Below are 20,155 nucleotides of genomic sequence, written 5' to 3' on the forward strand. Positions count from 1 at the left end.
TTAGGGGAGTTATTCGGTGGTTTTAACCCTCTAGTACATGCTTATGCTCGCTACTCAGTGTTCAGGAAGTCCTCCACATTGAGCAGTATTAGCTCATTATCGTCAGCGCGTCCTTGTTGGCGGCCAATTGAGAAAGGGTAGTTATTGTCGTTGGCGACAATGATGGTGCTTTCATCGACACGCTCCACGTTTTCAATGGTCACAAAGGGAAAATTTAAACAGCCTCCGACTAACTAATCAAGCGGAAGCTCTTATGATTGATGATTTGTGTGTAATTGAAAGCCGGTGACTCCATCTTGAGCCGAACGTCTTTAAGAAGGCTTTGTCTGGCGATCCTGTTTTAGCAATGCCTCGAAATCATCCTGGCGAAGAGGCTGGGAGAACAGGAACCCCTGAGCATAGTCGCAGCCGGCTTGGGAGAGGAATTGCAATTGTTCATCCTTTTCAACGCCCACTCCAACCACTCGGACGTTTATCGCGTGAGCCATGGCGATGATGGCTTCCAGCATGCGGTCGGCATCGCCACCCTGGCCGGCGTCCTTGATCAGTTTTCTGTCTACCTTGACACTGTCCAGCCCGAACTCCTGAAGAGCCTTCAGGGAGAATGGTTCGATTCCAAAGTCGTCGATTGCTAGGCGTAGCCGCAAACCTGCCGAACTGAAGTTCTCGGCTGGACTGAACCCGAAGGCACGAATGTTGTTAAGGGAGGCCGGACTCAGTTCCATGGTGATCCGGCTGTCACCGAGACCAATGTGTGTCAGCCGCGCTCGCCATTGGTCCACAAGGCTACGGGTAACAAAGGAGGCTGGTGATTCGTTGATGTTGATCGGAAAGGGCTCGCCATCGAGATCGGGCCACCGGAGCGAGCAGCTCGCCGCCTGCTCCAGGACGTAGGCGTTGATCTTGTCCCTCATGGTGCTTTGTTCAGTGATGCCGAGAAAAGTGGCCGGAGTCAACAGTCCCTTGTTTGGGTGATACCATCGGAGCAAAGCTTCTGCGCCGGATATGGCTCCAGTGGGGATATCGATTATAGGCTGGTAGTAAACCTCCAGTTGGTTTTCCTTGAGGGCATCATTCAGCTCCCCGTTCAACCGCATATGCTCCGATTCGATCTGCGCCATCCAGGGCTCGTAGACCTGAACCTGTTGGCCTCCATGCTCCTTGGCGGCGTACATGGCCTGATCGGCTTTGTGCATTAGCTGGTCGAGATCCTTGGCGTCATCGGGGAAAAGAGTCAGGCCGATACTGCCCGAAATGTGTACCCGTTGACCATCAACGTCAAACGGCTGTTCGAGGCTGCTCAGAAGTGTCTCGGCAACTTCCTTCGCACCATGTCTACCGGATTCTTTCAGAATTAGGGTGAATTCGTCTCCGCCAAGACGGGCCACGGTGTCCATGGCCCGGATCCCAGTGCTTATCCGTTCGGCCACCTGCGCCAAAAGCCGGTCACCGGCCTCGTGGCCGAGCTGGTCGTTGGCTTGCTTGAAGTGGTCCAGGTCAATGAATAACAAAGCAAAGGAGCTGCCCTTTCGCTCGACCTCCAGCACGGTCTGCTCAAGCCGATCGAAGAACAGCTGCCGATTGGGGACGCCAGTGAGCGAATCAAAATTGGCGCTTCGCCAGACCTGATATTCAGTCTGTTTACGCTCAGTGATGTCTCGCGACGTCGTAATGACAGCTTCAACTTCGTTCTGGTCGTTGATAACCGGGACAAGTTGACAGTCAAAGTACAATTCACGGCCTGAGGGTGAATGGCAGCAAAATTCCATACGCTGGGACTGGCGGGTTGTAACGGTTGTGGTGATTTCGTCCTGAAGCGCTGTGGCAAAGTCCAGACCCAGCTCAATGGGGGTTTTATCAATGACTTCCTGGTGCGGCGCATTGATCAGATCGGCCATCGCCGTATTGAGAGTCAAGAGCTTGCCATCGGGATCGAATATGGTGGCGGGATCGGGGGAGGCTTTCAGCATGGTTTGGAACAGGCGTGTTTCCTGTTCTTTGCGCGTTGAGTAACTCGACACCGAGTGGACAATCAACTCGTCGACGGCCTCGTTGAATCGCACCAGTTCATTGATGTCTTTTGTGGTGAGGCCCTGCTGCTCGTCGCCCCAGGCTTTGGTTACCCGCGCCCGCAAGGCCCGGAGTTCCTGTATCATCTGAAGTGTGGACAAGCCCTGCCTGAAACGGTCCCTACCATGCCCTTCATCGAAGCCCAAGCCAGGGGCTTTGTGTTTGCCTAGCGCTTTGCGAGCCGACTCGTCTGTGGTCTGTGAGGTCAAGAGATCTTCGATGATGAAATCCAGCATCTCACGGGCGTGGTCCCTTAGGGCGCGGCTATCTTCGCCCTTCAGTTCTGGCGCAATTTTCAGCGCGGCTTCTTCCCAATCTTCGAGCAGTTGCTCCATTTTCGTCTGGATGAATTGAGCAAGCTTCATAACCAAAGTCCCTTATTCGCTGGAGAGTTTCAGTCTGGTCCATTCACAACCAGGAGCCTAGGCTCGTCTTACCCCAACGACCCGCTATTGAGAATAGGTCATTGGCGTATACACATCAAAATCCGATATCGAGTTGGAACAGGCTGATTGCAGAACGAGTCGCAGTGGTGATTTTGGGTGTGTATGTAGTGGTCCAATGAAACCGACGCACCGGGTTCCAAACATTGGGCGACAATCTCGGCGTTGAATTCCCGGGAAAACCGGCGGCAGCGCCAGGCTCAAGAGGGGATTACCGGCTTTCAATTATTCACATCCGAGTAAGGGTTGTCATTGCTCACTCTCGGTCGACTGTAAGACATCAACATCCCCAGCTCGGTTAACCTTGCTTTAAGCGTATAAGACGTCATCGGCGCCGTTATCCGAGTGCAACACCGGGGTCTGATGCCAGCATCCTTCTCGTAGTAAGGCGCGTTCCAGCCGCTGTTTCGCTAACTCGCCTGATGCCGCATCATGGGCTTCCCAGGCGATGATGTTGCGACTGTAGATATCCATGATCAGATAGGGATACCAGTGCTGACCACCCAGCGCTAAGCGCCCTTTAGCATACGATCCAACTGCCGGTAGCCAATCGCTTCAATGAGGTGCGGTTGGGTAGGTTTGGGAGCACCCTGCAGGTCGGCGAGCGTTAGAGCGACGCGTAGCACACGGTGGTAGGCGCGGGCGGAGAGCTTGAGCTTTTCTAGCACGCCTGCCAGCCAGGCGCGCTCTTCATCATTAAGCGCGCAGGCGGCTTCGAGGGCTTTGCCGCTCAGCTGGCTGTTCAGCGCACCTCGGGCCATTTGGCGTTCCCGGGCCGCCACTACTCGCTCGCGAACGGCTGCTGATGATTCGCCTTGGGTTTGCGCGGTAAGTTGTTCTGGCGGCAGCGCGGGGACTTCCACCTGGAGGTCGATGCGGTCTAGTAGTGGGCCGGAAAGCCGCGCTTGGTAGCGTTGGATTTGACTGGCGGTGCACTGACAGCGCTGGCGGGGGTCGCCTAAATGCCCACACGGGCAGGGGTTCATCGCGGCGACTAATTGAAAGCGGGCTGGGTAACGGCGCTCATGGCTGGCGCGAGCTAAATGTATTTCGCCTGTTTCCAGTGGTTGGCGAAGGACCTCTAACACGCTGCGGGAAAACTCCGGCAGCTCATCCAAAAACAGCACGCCGCGGTGGGCAAGTGAAATTTCGCCGGGTTTGGGTTTTGAGCCGCCGCCTACCAGTGCTGCTGCACTGGCACTGTGGTGGGGTTGCCTAAACGGCCTTTTACCCCAGTCGGCTTCCAGCGGTAATCCGCAAACCGAGCGCACGGCGGCAACTTCCAGGGCATCTTCTTCGGAAAGTGGCGGCAGTATCCCGGGTAGTCGGCTGGCCAGCATGGTTTTGCCGGTACCGGGTGGGCCAGCAAACAACAGATTATGGCCCCCAGCCGCAGCGACTTCCAACGCCCGCCGCGCTTGCTGCTGGCCACGTACATCGGCAAGATCATCCACCGGGGTAGTGTTTTTCACCGAGGCACTTAGCTTGTGCGGAGGGATCTTCTCCTGGCCGAGCAGGTGGGCGACGACTTGCCAGAGGCTGTCGGCGGGCAGCACAGGCAAATCACCCGCTAATGCCGCTTCATCGGCGCAGTCGCGGGGTATGATCAGCGCTTTTTTCGCCCGCCGTGTGGCCAGCGCAAAAGGCAGTATTCCCGGCACGGCACGCAGCTTGCCGTCCAGGGCTAGCTCACCCGCACACTCCATGCCTTCTAACGCCTCCACCGGGATTTGCCCCGAGGCGGCGAGAATACCCAAGGCAATGGGCAGGTCGAAACGGCCACCCTCTTTGGGCAGATCAGCGGGGGCAAGGTTTAACGTGATACGTCGCGTATTGGGAAAATCAAAGCCCGCATTGACGAGCGCGCTACGCACCCGTTCGCGGCTCTCTTTTACCGCCGTTTCCGGCAAGCCCACCAGCGTAAGGCCCGGCAAGCCATTAGCCAGATGTACTTCAACATGCACCGCCGGTGCATCTAAACCTACGCCTGCGCGCGTGGCGACAATGGCTAGCGTCATTGCGTTCCCTCGCTGTTGGTTGCTAGAAGCTTTGACCTCAAAGTAAGCGAAAACTACTTTAGCGTAAGTGCTTAAAATACCGTACTTAAGAACGCTTTGGTAGCGCTTAAGCAACCGGTTCAAGTAGCGGAGACGGCTTGACGAGGTAATGCGCTTGCATTAACTTTGTATGCATTACCTTTGCATTGCTATCAAGCGGGGAGCGACAGTGAGCACGCTTATCGAAGACGACTCAACTCTGACGGATCGCTATCAAACGACTGTTCCGGCATCGATTCGCCGGGCGCTAAAGCTGAAACGCCGAGATCGTATCCATTATACCGTGCGTCCAGATGGTGAAGTGGTGCTTTCCCGGGCCAGTGATGAGGCCAAACATGACCCTGTGATGGTCAACTTCCTTAATTTTCTGGAGCGTGATCTTCTGGCGCATCCAGAAAATATTCGCCCGATAACTGCCAGTAGCTTTGCCGAGGCCGAACGGCTTACCGCAGGTATTGAGGTAGACCTCGAAGAGGCTCTGGAAGAGGATGATGACGACGAATGAAGCCTCTGGAGGTTAACGGCTGGACGATCTATGCCCATCCGCTGTTCCTGGCACAAGTCGAAGCTCTCACCGTGAAGGTGAGACATCTTCAATCGAAAGATCCTGCCGGTTATCGCAATAAGGCGGCCACCAAGCGCCTGGCAGCGATCATGAAGCTGGCTTTGCATGATATCCCGCAGGATCCATCAAGCACTCAATACCGCCAAGGGAACACGCTGGGCACAGAGCATACACACTGGCAACGAGCAAAGTTCTACCAACAGTACCGGCTGTTCTTTCGTTACGATGCTGCGAGCAAAATCATTATTTACGCGTGGGTCAATGATGACGCTACGAAGCGCGCTTACGACAGTAAGCATGATGCGTACACTGTCTTTCAGAAAATGCTCAGAAGTGGTAATCCACCAGACAGCTGGAAAGCCTTACGGGAAGCCTCAATGAGAGAAGTTGAACGCATCGATACGCTCTTTGCGGCTGATAGTGATGAACACTAATGGAGGCATGATGTGAGAGCGCTATTGTTTTGTAGGCTCCACATCCCACTGCCCTAGTTGCTAACCACTGGCGCTGCCTCCAGCGCCCCAGCCAGTTTCCGGGCAAAACGTTGGGCGGAGGGCAGCGCGCCAAAGCTCCATACCGGCGGGAGGCGCACGAGCCTGTCGTTTTTGACGCTGGGGAGCTGTTGCCACAGGCCGCTTTTTGCCAACTGCTCTTCGACCCCGGCGGGCAGCGGGTCGATGATCACCAGCATTGCCTCGGGGTAGCGCGCCAGCGCTTCAACCCCTACCAGGGAAAATCCCCAGGCATTGGTGGCTTGGCCCCAGGCATTGGGAAGGTCGAGCTGCTCCAGCACGGCATTGTATAAGCTGTTCTCCCCAAACACCCGCACATGGCGGGCATCCATAAACTGCACCATCAGCAGCGGCGCGATTTCGGACTGTGAGAGGGGACGGGATTCGCGCAGCGTAGCCATCAAGGCTTGGGTCTCTTCAATAAGCTGCTCTGCCTGGGGCTGGTACTCGGTTAACTCGCCTAGTTCGCGGGTTCGGGTTTGCATTTCTTGCCAGGTGTCAACGCCGGGAGAGTAGAGCGAGAAAGAGGTGACCGGGGCAATTTTCTCCAAGCGCGGTGTTAAACCCGCAAACATGGGCGAAATCAGCGTTTGCTGTGGCGGCTCCTGGGCCAGTAGCTCCAAGTTGGGCTGGGAGCGCAGCCCCATATCGCTCACGCTATCAGGAATACGCGGCTCGCCCACCCACTCGTGGTAGGCGCTCTGCTGGGCGACGCTGCTGACCGGTGCGTCAATGGCCAGCAAGGTTTCGGCGATCGTCCAGTCCACCGTGGCCCACTGGGCCTGGGCGGTTGACAGGTGCAGCATACAAACGGCAAACAGCCCGCAGCGGGCGAGCAAAGAGAACGGGTTGGTGTGGCGCATGGTTGTGAGAGGCCATCCGAAAAATAAGAGCTGTATTTAAACGATAATATTTATTGTTTGCAAACCTCTATTCAAGAAAAAGGCTCTTTACCGCTGCGTGTGGAGTGACCTCTGTCAGCCCGATAGTGGCTCCAGTGGGAGGGAGCTTTAGCTCGCGATTATTTAGGCTGCCAGCTTTCTAGCACGAGCGTTTAGAAACGGTAGTGGACGCTGGCGGTCACGCCGCGCTCAGCGCCAAAGTAGCAGTACTCCAGCGAGTTGCAGGAAGCTACGTACTCTTTATCCAGCAGGTTGTTCACGTTTAAGCGTGTCTCGACCCCTTCAACGCCGAGTTGGCTGAGGTCGTAACCAATAGTGGCATCGACCAGGGTGTAGTCAGGCACGGTTTCAGTGTTGGCCCGGTCAGCGGCGATATCCGCATAGTGGCGGACGCCGACACCCATATCCACGCCGTTTAGCCAGCCGTCGTTAGCCTTGTAGCGGCCCCAGAGCTGTACTTGATGGCGTGGGGAGTAAATGGCGTTATTACCTTGGTTGCCGTCGTCGCTTTTGGCGTAGGTGATATCGGTGAAGCTGTAGCCCGCCTGCAGCGAGAGGGTATCCGTTAGCTGGGTTTGGGCTTCCAGCTCCAGCCCCTGGGATTCGATCTCCCCCACGGCGCGGTAGGGGTCGGTGGGCTGCTCCTTGGTGGCAACGTTCTCCTGGCTGATATGAAACAGCGCCGCGCTGTATTGGTTTTGGCTACCGTTAGGCTGGTATTTAACCCCGGTTTCCCACTGTTCGCCTTCCATCGGGGACAGCAGATCACCATTCGCATCCACGAAGCTGGTGGGGGTGAAGGCGGTGGAGTAGCTCAGGTAGGGCGCGAGGCCATTATCAAACAGGTAGACCACCCCGGCGCGGCCACTGAACTGGGTGTCGCTGAGGGAGCTGGTGCCACCGCTATCGCGGTTGGTATTGTCGATATTCACCCAGTCGTAGCGGCCGCCGAGGGTGAAGCGCCAGTTATCGAGGGCGATCTGATCTTGCAGATAGACGCCGGTCTGGTCGATCTCATGGCGTTCACGCACGGGGGCGTAAAACTCGATGGGGTCGCTGCCATAAACAGGGTTAAACGCATTGATCGACGGGAAATACCCCGAAGGCCACGACACATCGTTTTCCCGCTGCTGGTAATCTGCACCAAAAAGCAGCGTGTGATCCATAAAGCCGCTGCTGATGTTGGCTTCTAACTGGTTATCGAGCGTCCAGGCTTGTAGTGACTCATCGCTGCCGGAATAGTAACGGGTGAGCTCGTTAGATTCCGGTGACGTCCAGCCAAAGCCGTAGACCTGATTGAGCACTACGTCAGAATTGAGGTAGCGCATCAACTGACGGCCGGTCACCTGGTCGTTAAAGCGGTGCTCCAGGGTGTAGCCAAGCATGCGCTGGGTGCGCTCATAGGTATCGTAATCCTCTTCGCCATCGAAGAAGTTATTGCTGATTTTGCGGCCATTGTGGGCGACTACGGCCCCTTCATAGGGGACGCCGGAGTGGTAGCCGCCTTCCGGCTCATCCTGCAGATACGCCTCCACGGTGAGGCTGGTGTCGTCGGTCATATCCCAGGTGAGGCGTGGCGCAATGGCGTAGCGCTCTTCTTCTGCCGGGCCAAACTGGGTATCCGCGGCGCTGGCAATCCCGGTCAGGCGGAAGGCCAACCGCTGCTCTGCGCCAATCGGCCCGGTGAGGTCAAATGCGGCGCTGCGCTGGTTGTTATTACCGATCCGGAAACGCAGCTCACCGCCCTGCTCAAACTCAGGACGCTTACTGTTCAGAGCCACCACTCCGCCAGGGGAAGCGCGGCCATAGAGCACCGAGGCGGGGCCGCGTACCACTTCAATGCTCTCCAAGAACCAAGGGTCAACGCGCATGCTGCTATGGGAATTGGCATCGCCCATGACCTTTAGGCCATCCAGAAAGGTATTGCTCAGACTGCCGTCAGAAAATCCGCGCAGTACCAGGTAATCGAAGCGGTTGGAGGCGCCAATTTGGTTGCTGTAGACACCCGGCGTGTAGTCGGTGGCGCGTTGCACGGTGTCTACCCCGCGGTTATCCATCTGCTCCCGGGTAATGGTGGAGACGCTCTGGGGCGTTTCGATAAAGGGGGTTTCCACCTTGGTGGCGGCCTGCTGCGCAGTCACCGTAACGGTATCCAGCTCGGCTCTTTTTTGGACGTGCAGCTCTTGGGCGTGCAGCGGTGATACCGCCAGAACGGCGATAACGGCGGCGCTGATGGGTGAGCGTAAAAACAGCGCAGAGGGTAGAAAGCGGTGATGGGGAGTGAACATGGGTAGCACCTGCAATAAGAATCAATTAACCAATGTGTTAATGAGAATTATTGCGCCTATTTGGTTATAAAAGGTATGTGCAATGACAAAAGGCGTATGCGCCATGCCAAAAAGCCTCCTACAGAGGAACTTATCGCTGCAAAAAAACACCCTGCAGCTTTTAATGACGGTTAAGCACTTCATGGGGCGCGATGCCGAAGGCGCGCTTAAAGGCGGTAGCAAAATTGGTGGCGTGTTGATAGCCACAGGCGTGGGCGGTTTGCTGCACGCTATACCCTTTGCGTAAGTACGCCTGTGCCTGGGCCAGGCGGCAGCGGCGTAGGTAGTCGAAGATCGAGCAGCCGTAACAGCGCTGGAACTTGCTGCGTAGGCTACTGGGGCTCATGGCCGCATTGCGGGCCAACTGCTCCAGCCGATACGCCTGGCAGGGATGCTCTTCGAGCTGCTGGCGCAAGCGTTCCAGGCGTTGGTGGTCGCGATGCGAGAGCCCCAGCGGTTGGCCTACCGCTTGCCCTTCGTCGCTGGGCTCGAGGCAGGCGTCGGGTAGCCCGTGAGCGAGTAGTTGGAGCGCGAGGCCCTGCCATAACAGGCGCTGCCGCTCTGCTGGCCAGTTCGACGCCAGTGCCGCTTCGAGACTATGGCGAAGAAGCGGAGGCACCTGCCAGGTATGCAGCACTGGCGCTGACGGTGGCGCCACCTTGATAGGCGAACCGGTAGCGGGTAAGAAAGAGTGGGATCCGCTGCTGGCGAGAATCGAGACGTTGAGGATGCGCAAGCGTTGTGGCGCGGGCTGGAAGACGTCGAGCCCGGTCTGTTCGTTGAAGTGCGCACTGAAGGCGTCGCCGGCCTGCAACTGGAACGATTGGCGACCAAGCCCCACCTGGATACGCCCCTCGAGTATCACGCTGAGAAACCATGGCGCAGCACGCCGGGAGGTGGAGGCATAAGGGTGCAGGACGTCAAGATCCGAGTGTGTCACCCGTAGAGTGGGGTCGATCTCAACGTCCATTACCCGCCCGCGGGCAATGTAAGGCGCTGACTGGGCGCGGTCAGGCGCCTCGGGAAAGCGGTAGTCGATCCCGAAGCGCTGACCAATAGCCAGCAGGTCGTGGGTGCTCAGGGGTTCGCAAGATGGCGCTATCGAATCGGGGGTCGCCATTCTCATTCTCAATATCTCACTTTGAGTACCTGTCAGCGGCTAGCTAACAGGCCATTGACCCGTTCAGGGTGTAAGTGCGCCCACGGCACGCATGTTATGCCCATCATTGGTGCGCCGTTGGAGAAACCCAGCAGCAGACCGGGGCTAATCAGCCCAGGCATTAAGCAAGACGATGTTGAAAAAGGCAGGGCGCACATAGTGAGCAATCCGCAACCTGTTGGGAATTAAACGGCGGAGAGTAACATCGAAAAATACAAAGTCAACGATAGTGATTCGTATTTATTGATAGTGTGTTGCTGTTGGTATGGTGAGTGCAGCAACGGGCCATCGCCCTGTTGCTGCTACTGCTCATAAAGCTGGAGCGTTAAGTGGGCTTATGGTTCTCTTCTTCAGAGTCAGAGTCAGAGTCAGAGTCAGAGTCAGAGTCAGAGTCCGGCTCCGGCTCATGTTGGTCGGGCACCGGCGGTACTTCTGCTTCCATCGGTGTGGCGGCAGGTGCCGTAGAAGCTTCAACGGCGGCTTCAAGGTTGGCGACTTGGCGCTCCAGCGTCTCTACCCGCGAACGCGTGCGCTGCAGCACATCCATCAAAATATCGAAATCTTCGCGTGAGACAAGTTCAAGGCGATCGAAGGCGCCGCGTACGACCTGCTGTACGCCCTTTTGAATGTCTTCCGGGGTTTGAGACGCGTGCTGTAAACGGTCGCCAATCTGTTGGGCCAGTCGGCTGATGCGGTCTTGAGGCGCCATGGCTCTCTCCTAAGTGGTCACGCATAGAAAATGATCTGCTTACCCTTAAGGATACGCAACAGTTGGCGACTTCGCATGCATCAATGGCAATTACTGCGCTGGCCATGGCTTGCATCGAAATGGAGCACCCAACTTTTAGTTGCGCTCTTTTTTGGTGCGTTGGCCGTGATATGAAGGTAATTTTGCCTATAACCGCCGCCACTAAATTGCGTTTTTTAATATTAATTAATTGAATTTTAAGTAAAAAAATACAGCTGGCACAGTATGCGCATTAACGGTTCAGGCGCTTATTCTGGCGGCAATGCCGCTACTAATCAGCAGGACTTATCCAGCAGGGAGATCCGGGATGAAACTCATCACCGCTATCATCAAGCCATTCAAGCTCGACGATGTTCGTGAGGCATTAGCCGATAACGGCGTGCAGGGCATTACGGTTACCGAAGTCAAAGGCTTTGGTCGTCAGAAAGGGCATACCGAGCTATATCGCGGTGCAGAATATGTGGTCGACTTTCTGCCCAAGGTGAAAGTCGAAGTCGCCGTAGACGATACCCGATTAGAGAGCGTATTGGATGCGATCTGTAACGCTGCCAACAGCGGCAAGATTGGCGACGGCAAGGTGTTTGTGACGCCGCTTGAAGACGTGATCCGTATTCGTACCGGTGAACGCGGCGCTGACGCCGTATAGCTGATGCCACGTAACTGATGCGATTGTACCAGGGCTGGCTGAACAGTCTTTACGTATAACGTCTTACGTATAACTTCTCATAGTATAACGGGGAACACTTTATGAATGAGTTAGCTGATCTGAGCTACGCGCTCGATACGTTCTACTTTCTAATTTGCGGCGTGCTTGTCATGTGGATGGCCGCTGGCTTCTCCATGTTAGAAGCAGGCTTAGTCCGCTCCAAAAACACCGCTGAAATCCTTACCAAGAATATTGCGCTGTTTGCGATCGCCTGCACCATGTATCTGCTGGTGGGCTACTACATCATGTACTCCAGCAGCGCGGGCGGCTTCCTGCCCAACCTGGGTTTCCTGATTGGCGCTGAAAACAGCGTTGATGCAGTGACCGCAGGCGGCGATGACGCCCCCTACTACTCCATGCGCTCTGATTTCTTCTTCCAGGTCGTGTTTGTCGCAACCGCCATGTCGATTGTGTCAGGTGCGGTGGCTGAGCGTATGAAACTGTGGGCATTCCTGGCCTTCGCCGTGGTTATGACCGCGGTTATCTACCCGGTGTCCGGCTACTGGACGTGGGGCGGCGGCTGGTTGTCTGCAGTGGGCTACTCTGACTATGCCGGTTCGGGCATTGTCCATATGGCCGGTGCAGCTGCGGCGCTAGCGGGTGTAATCGTGCTGGGCCCACGTAAAGGCAAATACGGTAAAGATGGCTCTATCCACGCGATTCCAGGTGCCAACATGCCGCTGGCCACGCTGGGTACGTTCATCCTGTGGATGGGTTGGTTTGGCTTTAACGGTGGCTCTGAGCTGAAAATGTCGGATATTGGCTCTGCCAATAATGTGGCGCAAGTCTTCGTTAATACCAATGCCGCGGCGGCGGGTGGCGTGATTGCCGCGCTGATTCTAGCCAAGCTGTGGTTCCGTAAAGCCGATCTCACTATGGCGTTGAACGGTGCGCTGGCAGGGCTTGTCGCGATTACCGCTGATCCGCTTTCTCCTTCGGCGCTGAGCGCTGCCATTATTGGCGCGATTGGTGGCATCATCGTAGTGGCGGCCATCGTCACCCTCGATAAAGTGAAGCTGGACGATCCGGTGGGCGCCATCTCGGTACACGGTGTTGTGGGTATCTGGGGCGTGCTGGCGGTGCCATTGAATAATGCCGACGCATCGTTTGGTGCTCAGATCATCGGTATCGCCGGTATCTTCGCCTGGGTCTTCCTGGCAAGCCTGGTGGTATGGTTAATCCTGAAAGCTATCATGGGCGTCCGGGTTAGCGAAGAAGACGAGTATGAAGGTGTCGATATCGCTGAGTGCGGTCTTGAGGCTTACCCTGAGTTTGGTATTAAAAAGTAAGTTCGACCGCAAAAATAAAGCTTGGTATCAAAACGTCATGCAACGTTAAAGAACAAGCTTGCACTTCCTAGCCTTCCCTTCGGGGGAGGCTTTTTTCTTCTCTGCCAATAGCGGTGTATGCTGGTGGTTAGCGGTCCTCGGTTGCGACAAGCCGTCGTTGTAGCCCGACCCCATTACAGCCACCCCGTTAGAGGATATCGCCATGAAATTAATTACCGCTATTATCAAGCCGTTTAAGCTCGACGATGTGCGCGAGTCGCTGTCCGATATTGGCGTACAGGGTATTACGGTGACAGAAGTGAAAGGCTTTGGGCGCCAGAAAGGCCACACCGAGCTGTATCGCGGTGCTGAATATGTCGTGGATTTCCTGCCCAAGGTGAAGCTGGAAGTGGCCGTTGACGATGACATGGTCGAGAAGGTTATTGATGCCATTACCCAGGTGGCTAACACCGGTAAGATCGGCGATGGCAAAATCTTCGTTATGCCGCTGGAGCAGGTCATTCGTATCCGTACCGGCGAAACAGGCAAAGACGCGGTTTAAATTTGTGAATTGTAAGGGGGCTCTTCGTTACTCAGTGTGGAGTTATCTCCGCTAGGCAGATAACTAAACCTGTGGGAGGGAGCTTCAGCTCGCGAATGTTCAGGCACCTAGCCAGCTTAACCTAAGGGGTGCTTTCAGCACCCTTCGCGCGCTAGAAGCGCCCTCCCACAATATTGATAGCTTACTTAGTGGTTTCACTCTGAAACATGAGGTACAAAATATAAATCCACATGAAACTACAAAGAGCTGTAAGGGATAAGTAGCACAAAGCCCCTGCGGATCATCTCCAGCAGGGGCTTTGCATGACGCCTCACTTCTCGACAAAGGCACGTTCAATCACGTAGTCGCCCGGCTCGCCCATGCGTGGCGAAATATTCAACCCTAGCTCGTCTAGCAAGGCGCTGGTGTCGTCAAGCATGGCGGGGCTACCACAGATCATCGCGCGATCTTGGCGCGGGTCGATGGGCGGCAGGCCGGTGTCTTCAAACAGCTTGCCCGAACGGATATGGTCGGTCAGGCGGCCCATGGTGTGGAACTCTTCACGGGTAACGGTGGGGTAGTAAACCAGCTTTTCAGCGATGTCTTCACCCAGGTACTCATGGGCTGGCAGCTCTTTGGTGATGAAGTCGGCGTAAGCCAGCTCAGAGACTTCCCGCACGCCGTGCACCAGCACGACTTTCTCGAAGCGCTCGTAGACTTCAGGATCCTGAATCAGGCTCATAAACGGTGCCAGGCCGGTACCGGTGGAGAGCATATAGAGGTTGCGGCCGGGCAGTAGGTCGTCGCATACCAGCGTGCCGGTGGGCTTGCGGCTGACCATAATGTGGTCGCCCACTTTCAGGTGTTGAAGGCGTGAAGTGAGCGGGCCGTCCGGCACCTTGATACTGAAAAACTCAAGGTGGTCTTCATAGTTAGGGCTGGCAATCGAGTAAGCGCGCATCAGCGGCTTACCGTTTACTTCCAGGCCGATCATCACAAACTGACCGGTTTTGAAGCGCAGGCTGCGCTCGCGGGTAGTCCGGAAGCTGAACAAGGTGTCGTTCCAGTGATGTACGCTGAGGACTTCTTCCAGAGCAAACTTACTCATACTATTTCTCCCATTAGACGACGCTGGTGCCAGATCGCATCGTGCATATTATTAAAAAGAATAAAAAAATTTAAATATGTTGCCGACAAGTCTAAGCAAAGGGTGGTATATCTGTTAAGCGAATTATATTGATAACAGTTATCTGAAAAATAGATATAGATCAAATAAAGGTCAGACGCTATGCACTACACCCTGCGCCAGTTGGAAGTCTTTGTTGCGGTTGCCCAACATGAGAGCGTCTCCCAGGCGGCGCGGGCGCTGGCCATGTCGCAGTCGGCGACCAGCACGGCGCTGGCCGAGCTTGAGCGGCAGTTCGATTGCCAGCTACTCGACCGGATCGGCAAGCGTTTGAAGCTCAACGCACTGGGCTTTCAGCTGCTGCCCAAAGCGGTGGCGTTGCTTGACCGTGGCGAAGAGATCGAAGAGCTTTTGCGCGGCCAGAAAGGGGTGGGGTCGTTGGATGTGGGCGCCACGCTGACCATTGGTAACTACCTGGCCACGCTGCTCATCAGTGACTTTATGCAGCTTCACCCTGGCAGCCGGGTACGCTTGGCGGTGCGCAATACGCGGCATATTATCGAAGGGGTGCGTCAACACTCGCTGGATTTAGGGCTGATTGAAGGGCTGTGCGACGACGATATGATCATTAGCCAGCCGTGGGTGGAAGATGAGCTGTGCGTGTTTTGCTCGCCGCGCCACCCGCTGGCCGGCCGTGAGCACCTGGAGCTTGATCAGCTGCTGCGCGAAGACTGGATTATGCGTGAGGAGGGTTCTGGCACGCGGATGACCCTTGAACACGCCGCCCGCCACCGCCGCAGCCGGTTCAATACCCTGCTGGAGCTTGAGCACACCGAGGGGATTAAGCGCGCCGTGGAGTCAGGGGTGGGCATTGGCTGTGTCTCACGCCTGGCCCTGCGCGATGCCTTCCGGCGCGGCAGCTTGGTGCCGCTGCCCACGCCGGAGTTGGATTTAAAGCGCCAGTTCACGTTTATCTGGCACCGGCATAAATACCTCACTACCGGCGTACGCGAGTTTTTGCGCCTGTGCCGTGAGATGACCGCCGGGGCCAAACGCAGCGATGATATCCCGCTGCCGCCGATTCCCTAGCATTAGCCGCGTATGCGCGCCGGGGCTTCAAGCGCGGGCGCTGCGGCGACATTGCTGCCGTTCGTGGCTTCCAGCGTGAACCCGCCTACCAGGGCGGCCAGCCGATTTGCCTGATCTTTTAACTGCTCGGCGGCGGTGGTCGACTCTTCCACTAGCGCGGCGTTTTGCTGGGTCATTTGATCTAAGTCTGACACCGCAATGCTCACCTGGCCGATCCCATCGCTTTGTTCGCTGGCGGCGGTGCTGATATCGCCCAGCATCTGGGTTACTCGGGTGACGCTATCGGCCAGTTCACGCATTGCCGTTTCGGCATTGCGAACGATGTTAGTACCGCTTTCTACCTTGCTTGCCGATGCTTCAATGCGCTGGCGAATGTCTTTCGCCGCCTCACTGCTGCGCGAGGCAAGCTGACGGACTTCATCGGCCACCACTGCGAAACCGCGGCCATGCTCGCCCGCGCGTGCCGCTTCAACAGAGGCATTGAGCGCAAGCAGGTTGGTTTGAAAAGCGATGCCGTCGATGACCGTGACGATGGTTTGAATTTCGCTGGAGGTGTCGCGAATATCGTCCATCGTAGCCACCACCTGCTCAAACGCGGTGTCGGTACGCGAGGCTAGCTGCGAGGCGGTTTGGGAAAGCCCGCTGGCCTCTTGGGATGCCTGTGTGGTGTGGCTAACGGTGCTGCTGATCTCTTCCATTGCAGAAGACGTTTGCTGCAGGCTAGCGGCGGCGTTCTCGGTACGCCGGGATAAATCCTGGCCGCCCATGGCAATTTCGTTAGCCGCATGGTGAACGGATTCGCTGCTGGTGCGCACGTCAACCAGTACATCGTGGATCTTGACCGCAAATGCATTGAACTGAATCGCCAACTCAGCCCCTTCGTCACGTCCCCGCACCGGTAGACGCTGGGTTAAGTCGCCATCCCCTGAGGCGATATCACGCATGCGATCAGCCAGTTGTTTCAGCGGGCGCGAGATGCTGCTCCCCAGTAGCCAGCTGGCAATCAGGCCCAGAAAGGCGATAACCAGGCCCATGCCAATCATACCCAGTGTCGAGGCCTCGCGCTGGTTTTCCATTTGCGCTTGTAAGTCATTAAGTCCTGCAAGCACGGCGCTTTCAGGCAGTCGAATTATCAACACCCAGGGGTTGCCACTCTCATCAATGGAGAAGGGCCAGTAAAGTTCGGTCATACCCTGCTCGGTGTCTAGCCTGCGCACTCTCTCCCCTTGCTGAGCTTGAGCGATGCCAGCCTGGAGGTCAGCCTCCAGCACATTTTCAGCGTGCTTACCTAGCAGTTCAGGTGCGCTGGTATAAGCGGCCAAGGCCCCTTGAGAGGCGATCAGCGCGATTTCCCCTGCACCGTCGTAGAGTGACTGATTAGCCTCTTCCAGCAACCCTTGAATGAACTCGACAGACAGATCAACACCGGCGCTGCCGCGAAACTCATTGTCTACCAGAATGGGTGCATTAAACGAAGTAACCAGTAAAGTCTCGCCGTTGTAGTCGTACAGGTGTGGGTCGACAACACAGCTACGCTTCGTTTCTTTAGTGCATAGATAATATTCCCCGCGCCGAATGCCGTCGGCATCACGCTCTTGGTTTTCCATGTCACTGCCTAGCGCCAAGACCTCAATATCACCGCTTTCGGTGCGGTACCACCACGGCATAAAGCGACCATCGGGGCCATAGCCTTGATCTTCACGCCCTGTATAGAGCGCATCATTGCCAAAGGCGTTGGGCTCCCAGCCAATAAAGGCATCAAGCAGCTCGCTATTATCAACAACGGTTTGGCGCACAAGCATCGAAAGCTCGTGGCGACTCATGGTCATTAAAGGCTGCCCGTCTTCGCCCTCCTGGCCTAACATGGCATTGGTGTTGGCCAGGCTAGTGGCAAGCGTCAAAGCGTGTTCGAGTTCCCCTTTGATTTCTTTGGTCTGGGCTGATGCGATAGCCGCAAGGCGTGCTTCGATGTTGCGTTCGAGCAACTCACTAGTCTGACTTTCTACCAGTGCCTGTGAGCGGGCGTTGGCAATCACCGAATAGATGACCAGTGCAGCGACAACCAGCAGGATGCAGCCACCGACCAGCGTGGCAATGAGGGTGCGGACGGACTTAAAGTTCATTATTGTTGTTTCTCCTTGTGTTAGATAACCGCACGTTGCTGCAGTGGTGAGAGTAGCCGGCCATTCTGGGGGACTGAGCCGCTTGACAGAGTGAAGGCGCCCACGGTGCCTGCCAGGTGGTCGGCTTGCTCTTTCAACTGCTCGGCAGCGGTAGTGGATTCTTCCACCATGGCAGCATTTTCTTGCGTCATGCGATCCAGTTCGGCAACCGCAATGTTGACCTGGTTGATGCCATCGCTCTGCTCGCTGGTCGCGGCGTTGATCTCTTCCAAGACATCGGTCACGCGGGTGATGTGCGCGACGATATCCTGCATGGTGGCGCCCGCATTGCGCACGAGCGTGGTACCGTTATTCACCTTGGTTTGTGAATCTTCGATCAGTTTCTGGATATCGTTGGCCGCCTCGCTGCTGCGCCCGGCCAGTTTGCGTACCTCGTCGGCCACTACCGCAAAACCACGACCATGCTCACCGGCCCGGGCAGCTTCTACCGAAGCGTTAAGCGCCAGCAGGTTGGTCTGGAACGAGATACTGTTCATTAAAGTAACGATTTCACCGATTTTATCGGAGGCGTGGGTAATGTCTTCCATGGTGGTCACCACATTCGCGACCACCTTGCCGCCTTCGTTGGCCACCTCTGAGGCGGTTTGAGAGAGCTTGTTGGCTTCCTGAGCCGAGGCAGCGGTGTGCTGCACGGTGCTGGTGATTTCTTCAATCGAAGCGGACGTTTGCTGCAGGCTAGCGGCGGCGTTCTCGGTGCGGCGCGATAAATCCTGGCCGCCCATGGCAATTTCGTTAGCCGCATGGTGAACGGATTCACTGCTGGTGCGCACATCGATTAAGACAGCTTCCATTTTGCCTACAAAGCGGTTGAAGGCGCTGGCAATTTGGGTCACTTCATCGTTGCCATCTTCGGGCAGACGTTGGGTCAAGTCACCTTCGCCTGAGGCGATACTGTCCATCGCATCACGCGCAACCAATAACCGGCGCAGCAACAGTGAGAGTAGCAAGCCAAATACCAACGCAGTGATGGCAGCCACGATTAGCAGCGTCACTATTGACGTGGTTGCAATGGCCCTAAGCCCTGCGGTGGCTTCGGTTTCATCCAGTGCTACCACTAGTTGCCAGTCGCTGTTACCGCCAACGGTGCCCGCCTGTAATAGTTTATCGCTGCCTTGCAGCGTCAGGCTTTGGGGCTCATGGGCAGTGGCTAAGGTGTGTAAATAGTCGCTATCCAAACGCTCGCTTAGTGCGGTGGAAGGTTCTAGTGTCAGGTCGCTATCTGGGTGAGCGACGAGCGTACCGTCGCCAGTCACCAAAAAGCCAAAGCTTGCTGGCGTTGGCGAGATGTTGCCGACAATAGCGACAACATCGTTGATGTTGATATCGGCACCGATTACCGCAATCAAATCGCCGTCTTGGTAATAAGGACGAGCAAAGGTAACCACCAAATCACCGCTCTGAGCATCCACGTAGGGGGCAGTCACAATGGTGTCTTTAGCCTGAGTGGCGGCTAGGTACCAAGGGCGCTCACGGGGATCGAAGTCACTAGGGGGTTCCCAGCCGTTAAAGAAGATGGTGTCGCCAGTATCAGGATAGCCAATATACGTCGCCATAAAATCGCCCGAGGCTGTCAGCTGCCTCAATGCGGCGCGGGGATCATTGCTGGCAGCGGCTTCTTGCATGCCGCTCAGCATGGTCGCGCGCGATGACATCCACTCGTTTAGCGCTTGTGTATTACCTTTAACCACGGCGCTAAGGTTGCGGTTAACTTGCTGGTTATTATGGTGTTTAACGGTGGTGTAGCTGGCAATGCCGTTGATCACCAGGGCGAGTGTAATCGCCACTAGAGCGGCCAATAGGATGCGTGCTCGGAGGGTAGATAGCATGGTCGCTCTCGACGTAAAAGTTCATGTCAGTACTCGGGGAGGTACCGTTTATAATGTCTTTTAGAGCATCGGCGAGAGCGACCCTTTCTTTAGCGTTAAATGAGAGTTAAATTTCGGATATTACTAGCGTAAATCGCTAACGGCCTGTTGGATATCGGCCAGTGAGGCTTTGCTTAGGTCTTTTGATAGAGAATGAATAACCAATTTTTGCGTGGCTCCGTCGAGTTTGTCGCGCAGCAGACCCAAGAACTTGGGGGGAGCCACCATGATCAGCTTCTCCATGCTGTTCTCCACGCGGGCATTGTATAAACGGTTGGCGACCTCTTTGGCAAATAACTCGTTTTCGTGCTTGGAGGCGCCCCCCTCATCGCTTGACGAGCGTGCCGCGCTGGACATCGACTCATGTACATCACCGCGACGGTCGGTGATCAAGTCACCTTCGTGCAACCGGCCTTCTGCGTGAACCAAGCTTTCCTGCTCTGCTAACGTTAAGGCATCACGCGTAAAAATACGTGCGCGAGCGGCATCGGCTACCACAATATAGGTGGTCATCGTCATACGTACTCCTTGTCGTCAGTCGTCACTTAAACATGGCAAGCGTTAAGCGATAGGTCAAACGATATTACTAAGAGA

17 protein-coding genes are annotated in these 20,155 nt (G+C 55.9%); 6 read left to right on the forward strand and 11 right to left on the reverse strand.

The genetic code is table 11. The features are described from left to right. Positions 1 to 50: 50 nt before the first annotated feature. The 3 genes from HVA01_RS17350 to HVA01_RS00010 form a co-directional block, all read right to left on the reverse strand. Positions 51 to 203, reverse strand: coding sequence for a hypothetical protein (locus HVA01_RS17350; protein WP_170243430.1), 153 nt, complete (start codon positions 201 to 203; stop codon positions 51 to 53). Positions 204 to 311: 108 nt separating this feature from the next. Further along, complete coding sequence (locus HVA01_RS00005; protein ID WP_146872425.1) at positions 312 to 2,435, reverse strand: putative bifunctional diguanylate cyclase/phosphodiesterase; 2,124 nt, start codon at positions 2,433 to 2,435, stop codon at positions 312 to 314. Between the two features lie 587 nt (positions 2,436 to 3,022). After that, entirely contained in the window at positions 3,023 to 4,654 is a 1,632-nt protein-coding gene (locus HVA01_RS00010) for a YifB family Mg chelatase-like AAA ATPase (RefSeq protein WP_371860112.1), read from the reverse strand. Positions 4,655 to 4,739: 85 nt separating this feature from the next. Here HVA01_RS00010 and HVA01_RS00015 point away from each other — a divergent pair, with 85 nt between their 5' ends. Both HVA01_RS00015 and HVA01_RS00020 read left to right on the forward strand, forming a co-directional pair. Then, the gene (locus tag HVA01_RS00015) at positions 4,740 to 5,075 is read left to right on the forward strand and encodes a type II toxin-antitoxin system PrlF family antitoxin (RefSeq protein WP_146872427.1); all 336 of its coding nucleotides are present in this window, start codon (positions 4,740 to 4,742) and stop codon (positions 5,073 to 5,075) included. Beyond that, positions 5,072 to 5,569: a type II toxin-antitoxin system YhaV family toxin gene (locus HVA01_RS00020; protein ID WP_146872428.1), complete on the forward strand. Its 498-nt coding sequence runs from the start codon at positions 5,072 to 5,074 to the stop codon at positions 5,567 to 5,569. Before HVA01_RS00015 ends, HVA01_RS00020 begins: the two co-directional genes overlap by 4 nt. A gap of 53 nt (positions 5,570 to 5,622) precedes the next feature. Here the strand turns inward: HVA01_RS00020 and HVA01_RS00025 are convergent, their stop codons facing one another. From HVA01_RS00025 to HVA01_RS00040, 4 genes are all read right to left on the reverse strand, one after another. Further along, positions 5,623 to 6,510, reverse strand: coding sequence for an ABC transporter substrate-binding protein (locus HVA01_RS00025; RefSeq protein WP_146872429.1), 888 nt, complete (start codon positions 6,508 to 6,510; stop codon positions 5,623 to 5,625). A 191-nt stretch (positions 6,511 to 6,701) separates the two neighbouring features. Then, complete coding sequence (locus tag HVA01_RS00030; RefSeq protein WP_146872430.1) at positions 6,702 to 8,837, reverse strand: TonB-dependent siderophore receptor; 2,136 nt, start codon at positions 8,835 to 8,837, stop codon at positions 6,702 to 6,704. 160 nt (positions 8,838 to 8,997) lie between these two features. Beyond that, the gene (locus tag HVA01_RS00035; RefSeq protein ID WP_146872431.1) at positions 8,998 to 9,996 is read right to left on the reverse strand and encodes a helix-turn-helix transcriptional regulator; all 999 of its coding nucleotides are present in this window, start codon (positions 9,994 to 9,996) and stop codon (positions 8,998 to 9,000) included. 364 nt (positions 9,997 to 10,360) lie between these two features. Continuing rightward, on the reverse strand, positions 10,361 to 10,744 hold the full coding sequence (locus tag HVA01_RS00040; protein WP_146872432.1) for an accessory factor UbiK family protein: 384 nt from the start codon (positions 10,742 to 10,744) through the stop codon (positions 10,361 to 10,363). 346 nt (positions 10,745 to 11,090) lie between these two features. Here HVA01_RS00040 and HVA01_RS00045 point away from each other — a divergent pair, with 346 nt between their 5' ends. From HVA01_RS00045 to glnK, 3 genes are all read left to right on the forward strand, one after another. Then, the gene (locus tag HVA01_RS00045) at positions 11,091 to 11,429 is read left to right on the forward strand and encodes a P-II family nitrogen regulator (protein WP_146872433.1); all 339 of its coding nucleotides are present in this window, start codon (positions 11,091 to 11,093) and stop codon (positions 11,427 to 11,429) included. Between the two features lie 101 nt (positions 11,430 to 11,530). After that, a complete protein-coding gene (locus tag HVA01_RS00050) occupies positions 11,531 to 12,778 on the forward strand; it encodes an ammonium transporter AmtB (RefSeq protein ID WP_146872434.1) in 1,248 nt (415 codons plus the stop codon). A gap of 202 nt (positions 12,779 to 12,980) precedes the next feature. Then, positions 12,981 to 13,319 carry a P-II family nitrogen regulator gene (gene glnK / locus HVA01_RS00055; RefSeq protein ID WP_146872435.1) on the forward strand — a complete coding sequence of 113 codons (339 nt, stop codon included), beginning with the start codon at positions 12,981 to 12,983 and terminating at the stop codon, positions 13,317 to 13,319. Between the two features lie 310 nt (positions 13,320 to 13,629). On the opposite strand, the gene HVA01_RS00060 is transcribed toward glnK, so the two are convergent. After that, positions 13,630 to 14,406: a ferredoxin--NADP reductase gene (locus tag HVA01_RS00060; RefSeq protein ID WP_146872436.1), complete on the reverse strand. Its 777-nt coding sequence runs from the start codon at positions 14,404 to 14,406 to the stop codon at positions 13,630 to 13,632. Between the two features lie 180 nt (positions 14,407 to 14,586). Here HVA01_RS00060 and HVA01_RS00065 point away from each other — a divergent pair, with 180 nt between their 5' ends. Continuing rightward, entirely contained in the window at positions 14,587 to 15,513 is a 927-nt protein-coding gene (locus HVA01_RS00065) for a LysR family transcriptional regulator (RefSeq protein ID WP_146872437.1), read from the forward strand. Positions 15,514 to 15,515: 2 nt separating this feature from the next. Here the strand turns inward: HVA01_RS00065 and HVA01_RS00070 are convergent, their stop codons facing one another. The 3 genes from HVA01_RS00070 to HVA01_RS00080 all read right to left on the reverse strand — a co-directional run bounded on the left by HVA01_RS00070 (position 15,516) and on the right by HVA01_RS00080 (position 20,074). After that, a complete protein-coding gene (locus HVA01_RS00070; RefSeq protein WP_146872438.1) occupies positions 15,516 to 17,636 on the reverse strand; it encodes a methyl-accepting chemotaxis protein in 2,121 nt (706 codons plus the stop codon). 20 nt (positions 17,637 to 17,656) lie between these two features. Next, positions 17,657 to 19,522: a methyl-accepting chemotaxis protein gene (locus tag HVA01_RS00075; RefSeq protein ID WP_146872439.1), complete on the reverse strand. Its 1,866-nt coding sequence runs from the start codon at positions 19,520 to 19,522 to the stop codon at positions 17,657 to 17,659. A 123-nt stretch (positions 19,523 to 19,645) separates the two neighbouring features. Next, a complete protein-coding gene (locus tag HVA01_RS00080; RefSeq protein ID WP_146872837.1) occupies positions 19,646 to 20,074 on the reverse strand; it encodes a host attachment protein in 429 nt (142 codons plus the stop codon). Between the last annotated feature and the right edge of the window lie 81 nt (positions 20,075 to 20,155).

Origin of the sequence: Halovibrio variabilis (genome assembly GCF_007991175.1) — a bacterium.
In the GTDB taxonomy this organism is placed as follows: Bacteria; Pseudomonadota; Gammaproteobacteria; order Pseudomonadales; family Halomonadaceae; genus Vreelandella; species Vreelandella variabilis.

Bases quoted from the DNA above. Each gene is read 5' to 3' on its own strand.
- HVA01_RS00005 (WP_146872425.1), bottom strand. From the start codon at position 2,435: ATGAAGCTTGCTCAATTCATCCAGACGAAAATGGAGCAACTGCTCGAA.
- HVA01_RS00020 (WP_146872428.1), top strand. From the start codon at position 5,072: ATGAAGCCTCTGGAGGTTAACGGCTGGACGATCTATGCCCATCCGCTG.
- HVA01_RS00025 (WP_146872429.1), bottom strand. From the start codon at position 6,510: ATGCGCCACACCAACCCGTTCTCTTTGCTCGCCCGCTGCGGGCTGTTT.
- HVA01_RS00030 (WP_146872430.1), bottom strand. From the start codon at position 8,837: ATGTTCACTCCCCATCACCGCTTTCTACCCTCTGCGCTGTTTTTACGC.
- HVA01_RS00035 (WP_146872431.1), bottom strand. From the start codon at position 9,996: ATGGCGACCCCCGATTCGATAGCGCCATCTTGCGAACCCCTGAGCACC.
- HVA01_RS00040 (WP_146872432.1), bottom strand. From the start codon at position 10,744: ATGGCGCCTCAAGACCGCATCAGCCGACTGGCCCAACAGATTGGCGAC.
- HVA01_RS00045 (WP_146872433.1), top strand. From the start codon at position 11,091: ATGAAACTCATCACCGCTATCATCAAGCCATTCAAGCTCGACGATGTT.
- HVA01_RS00050 (WP_146872434.1), top strand. From the start codon at position 11,531: ATGAATGAGTTAGCTGATCTGAGCTACGCGCTCGATACGTTCTACTTT.
- glnK (WP_146872435.1), top strand. From the start codon at position 12,981: ATGAAATTAATTACCGCTATTATCAAGCCGTTTAAGCTCGACGATGTG.
- HVA01_RS00060 (WP_146872436.1), bottom strand. From the start codon at position 14,406: ATGAGTAAGTTTGCTCTGGAAGAAGTCCTCAGCGTACATCACTGGAAC.
- HVA01_RS00065 (WP_146872437.1), top strand. From the start codon at position 14,587: ATGCACTACACCCTGCGCCAGTTGGAAGTCTTTGTTGCGGTTGCCCAA.
- HVA01_RS00070 (WP_146872438.1), bottom strand. From the start codon at position 17,636: ATGAACTTTAAGTCCGTCCGCACCCTCATTGCCACGCTGGTCGGTGGC.
- HVA01_RS00075 (WP_146872439.1), bottom strand. From the start codon at position 19,522: ATGCTATCTACCCTCCGAGCACGCATCCTATTGGCCGCTCTAGTGGCG.
- HVA01_RS00080 (WP_146872837.1), bottom strand. From the start codon at position 20,074: ATGACCACCTATATTGTGGTAGCCGATGCCGCTCGCGCACGTATTTTT.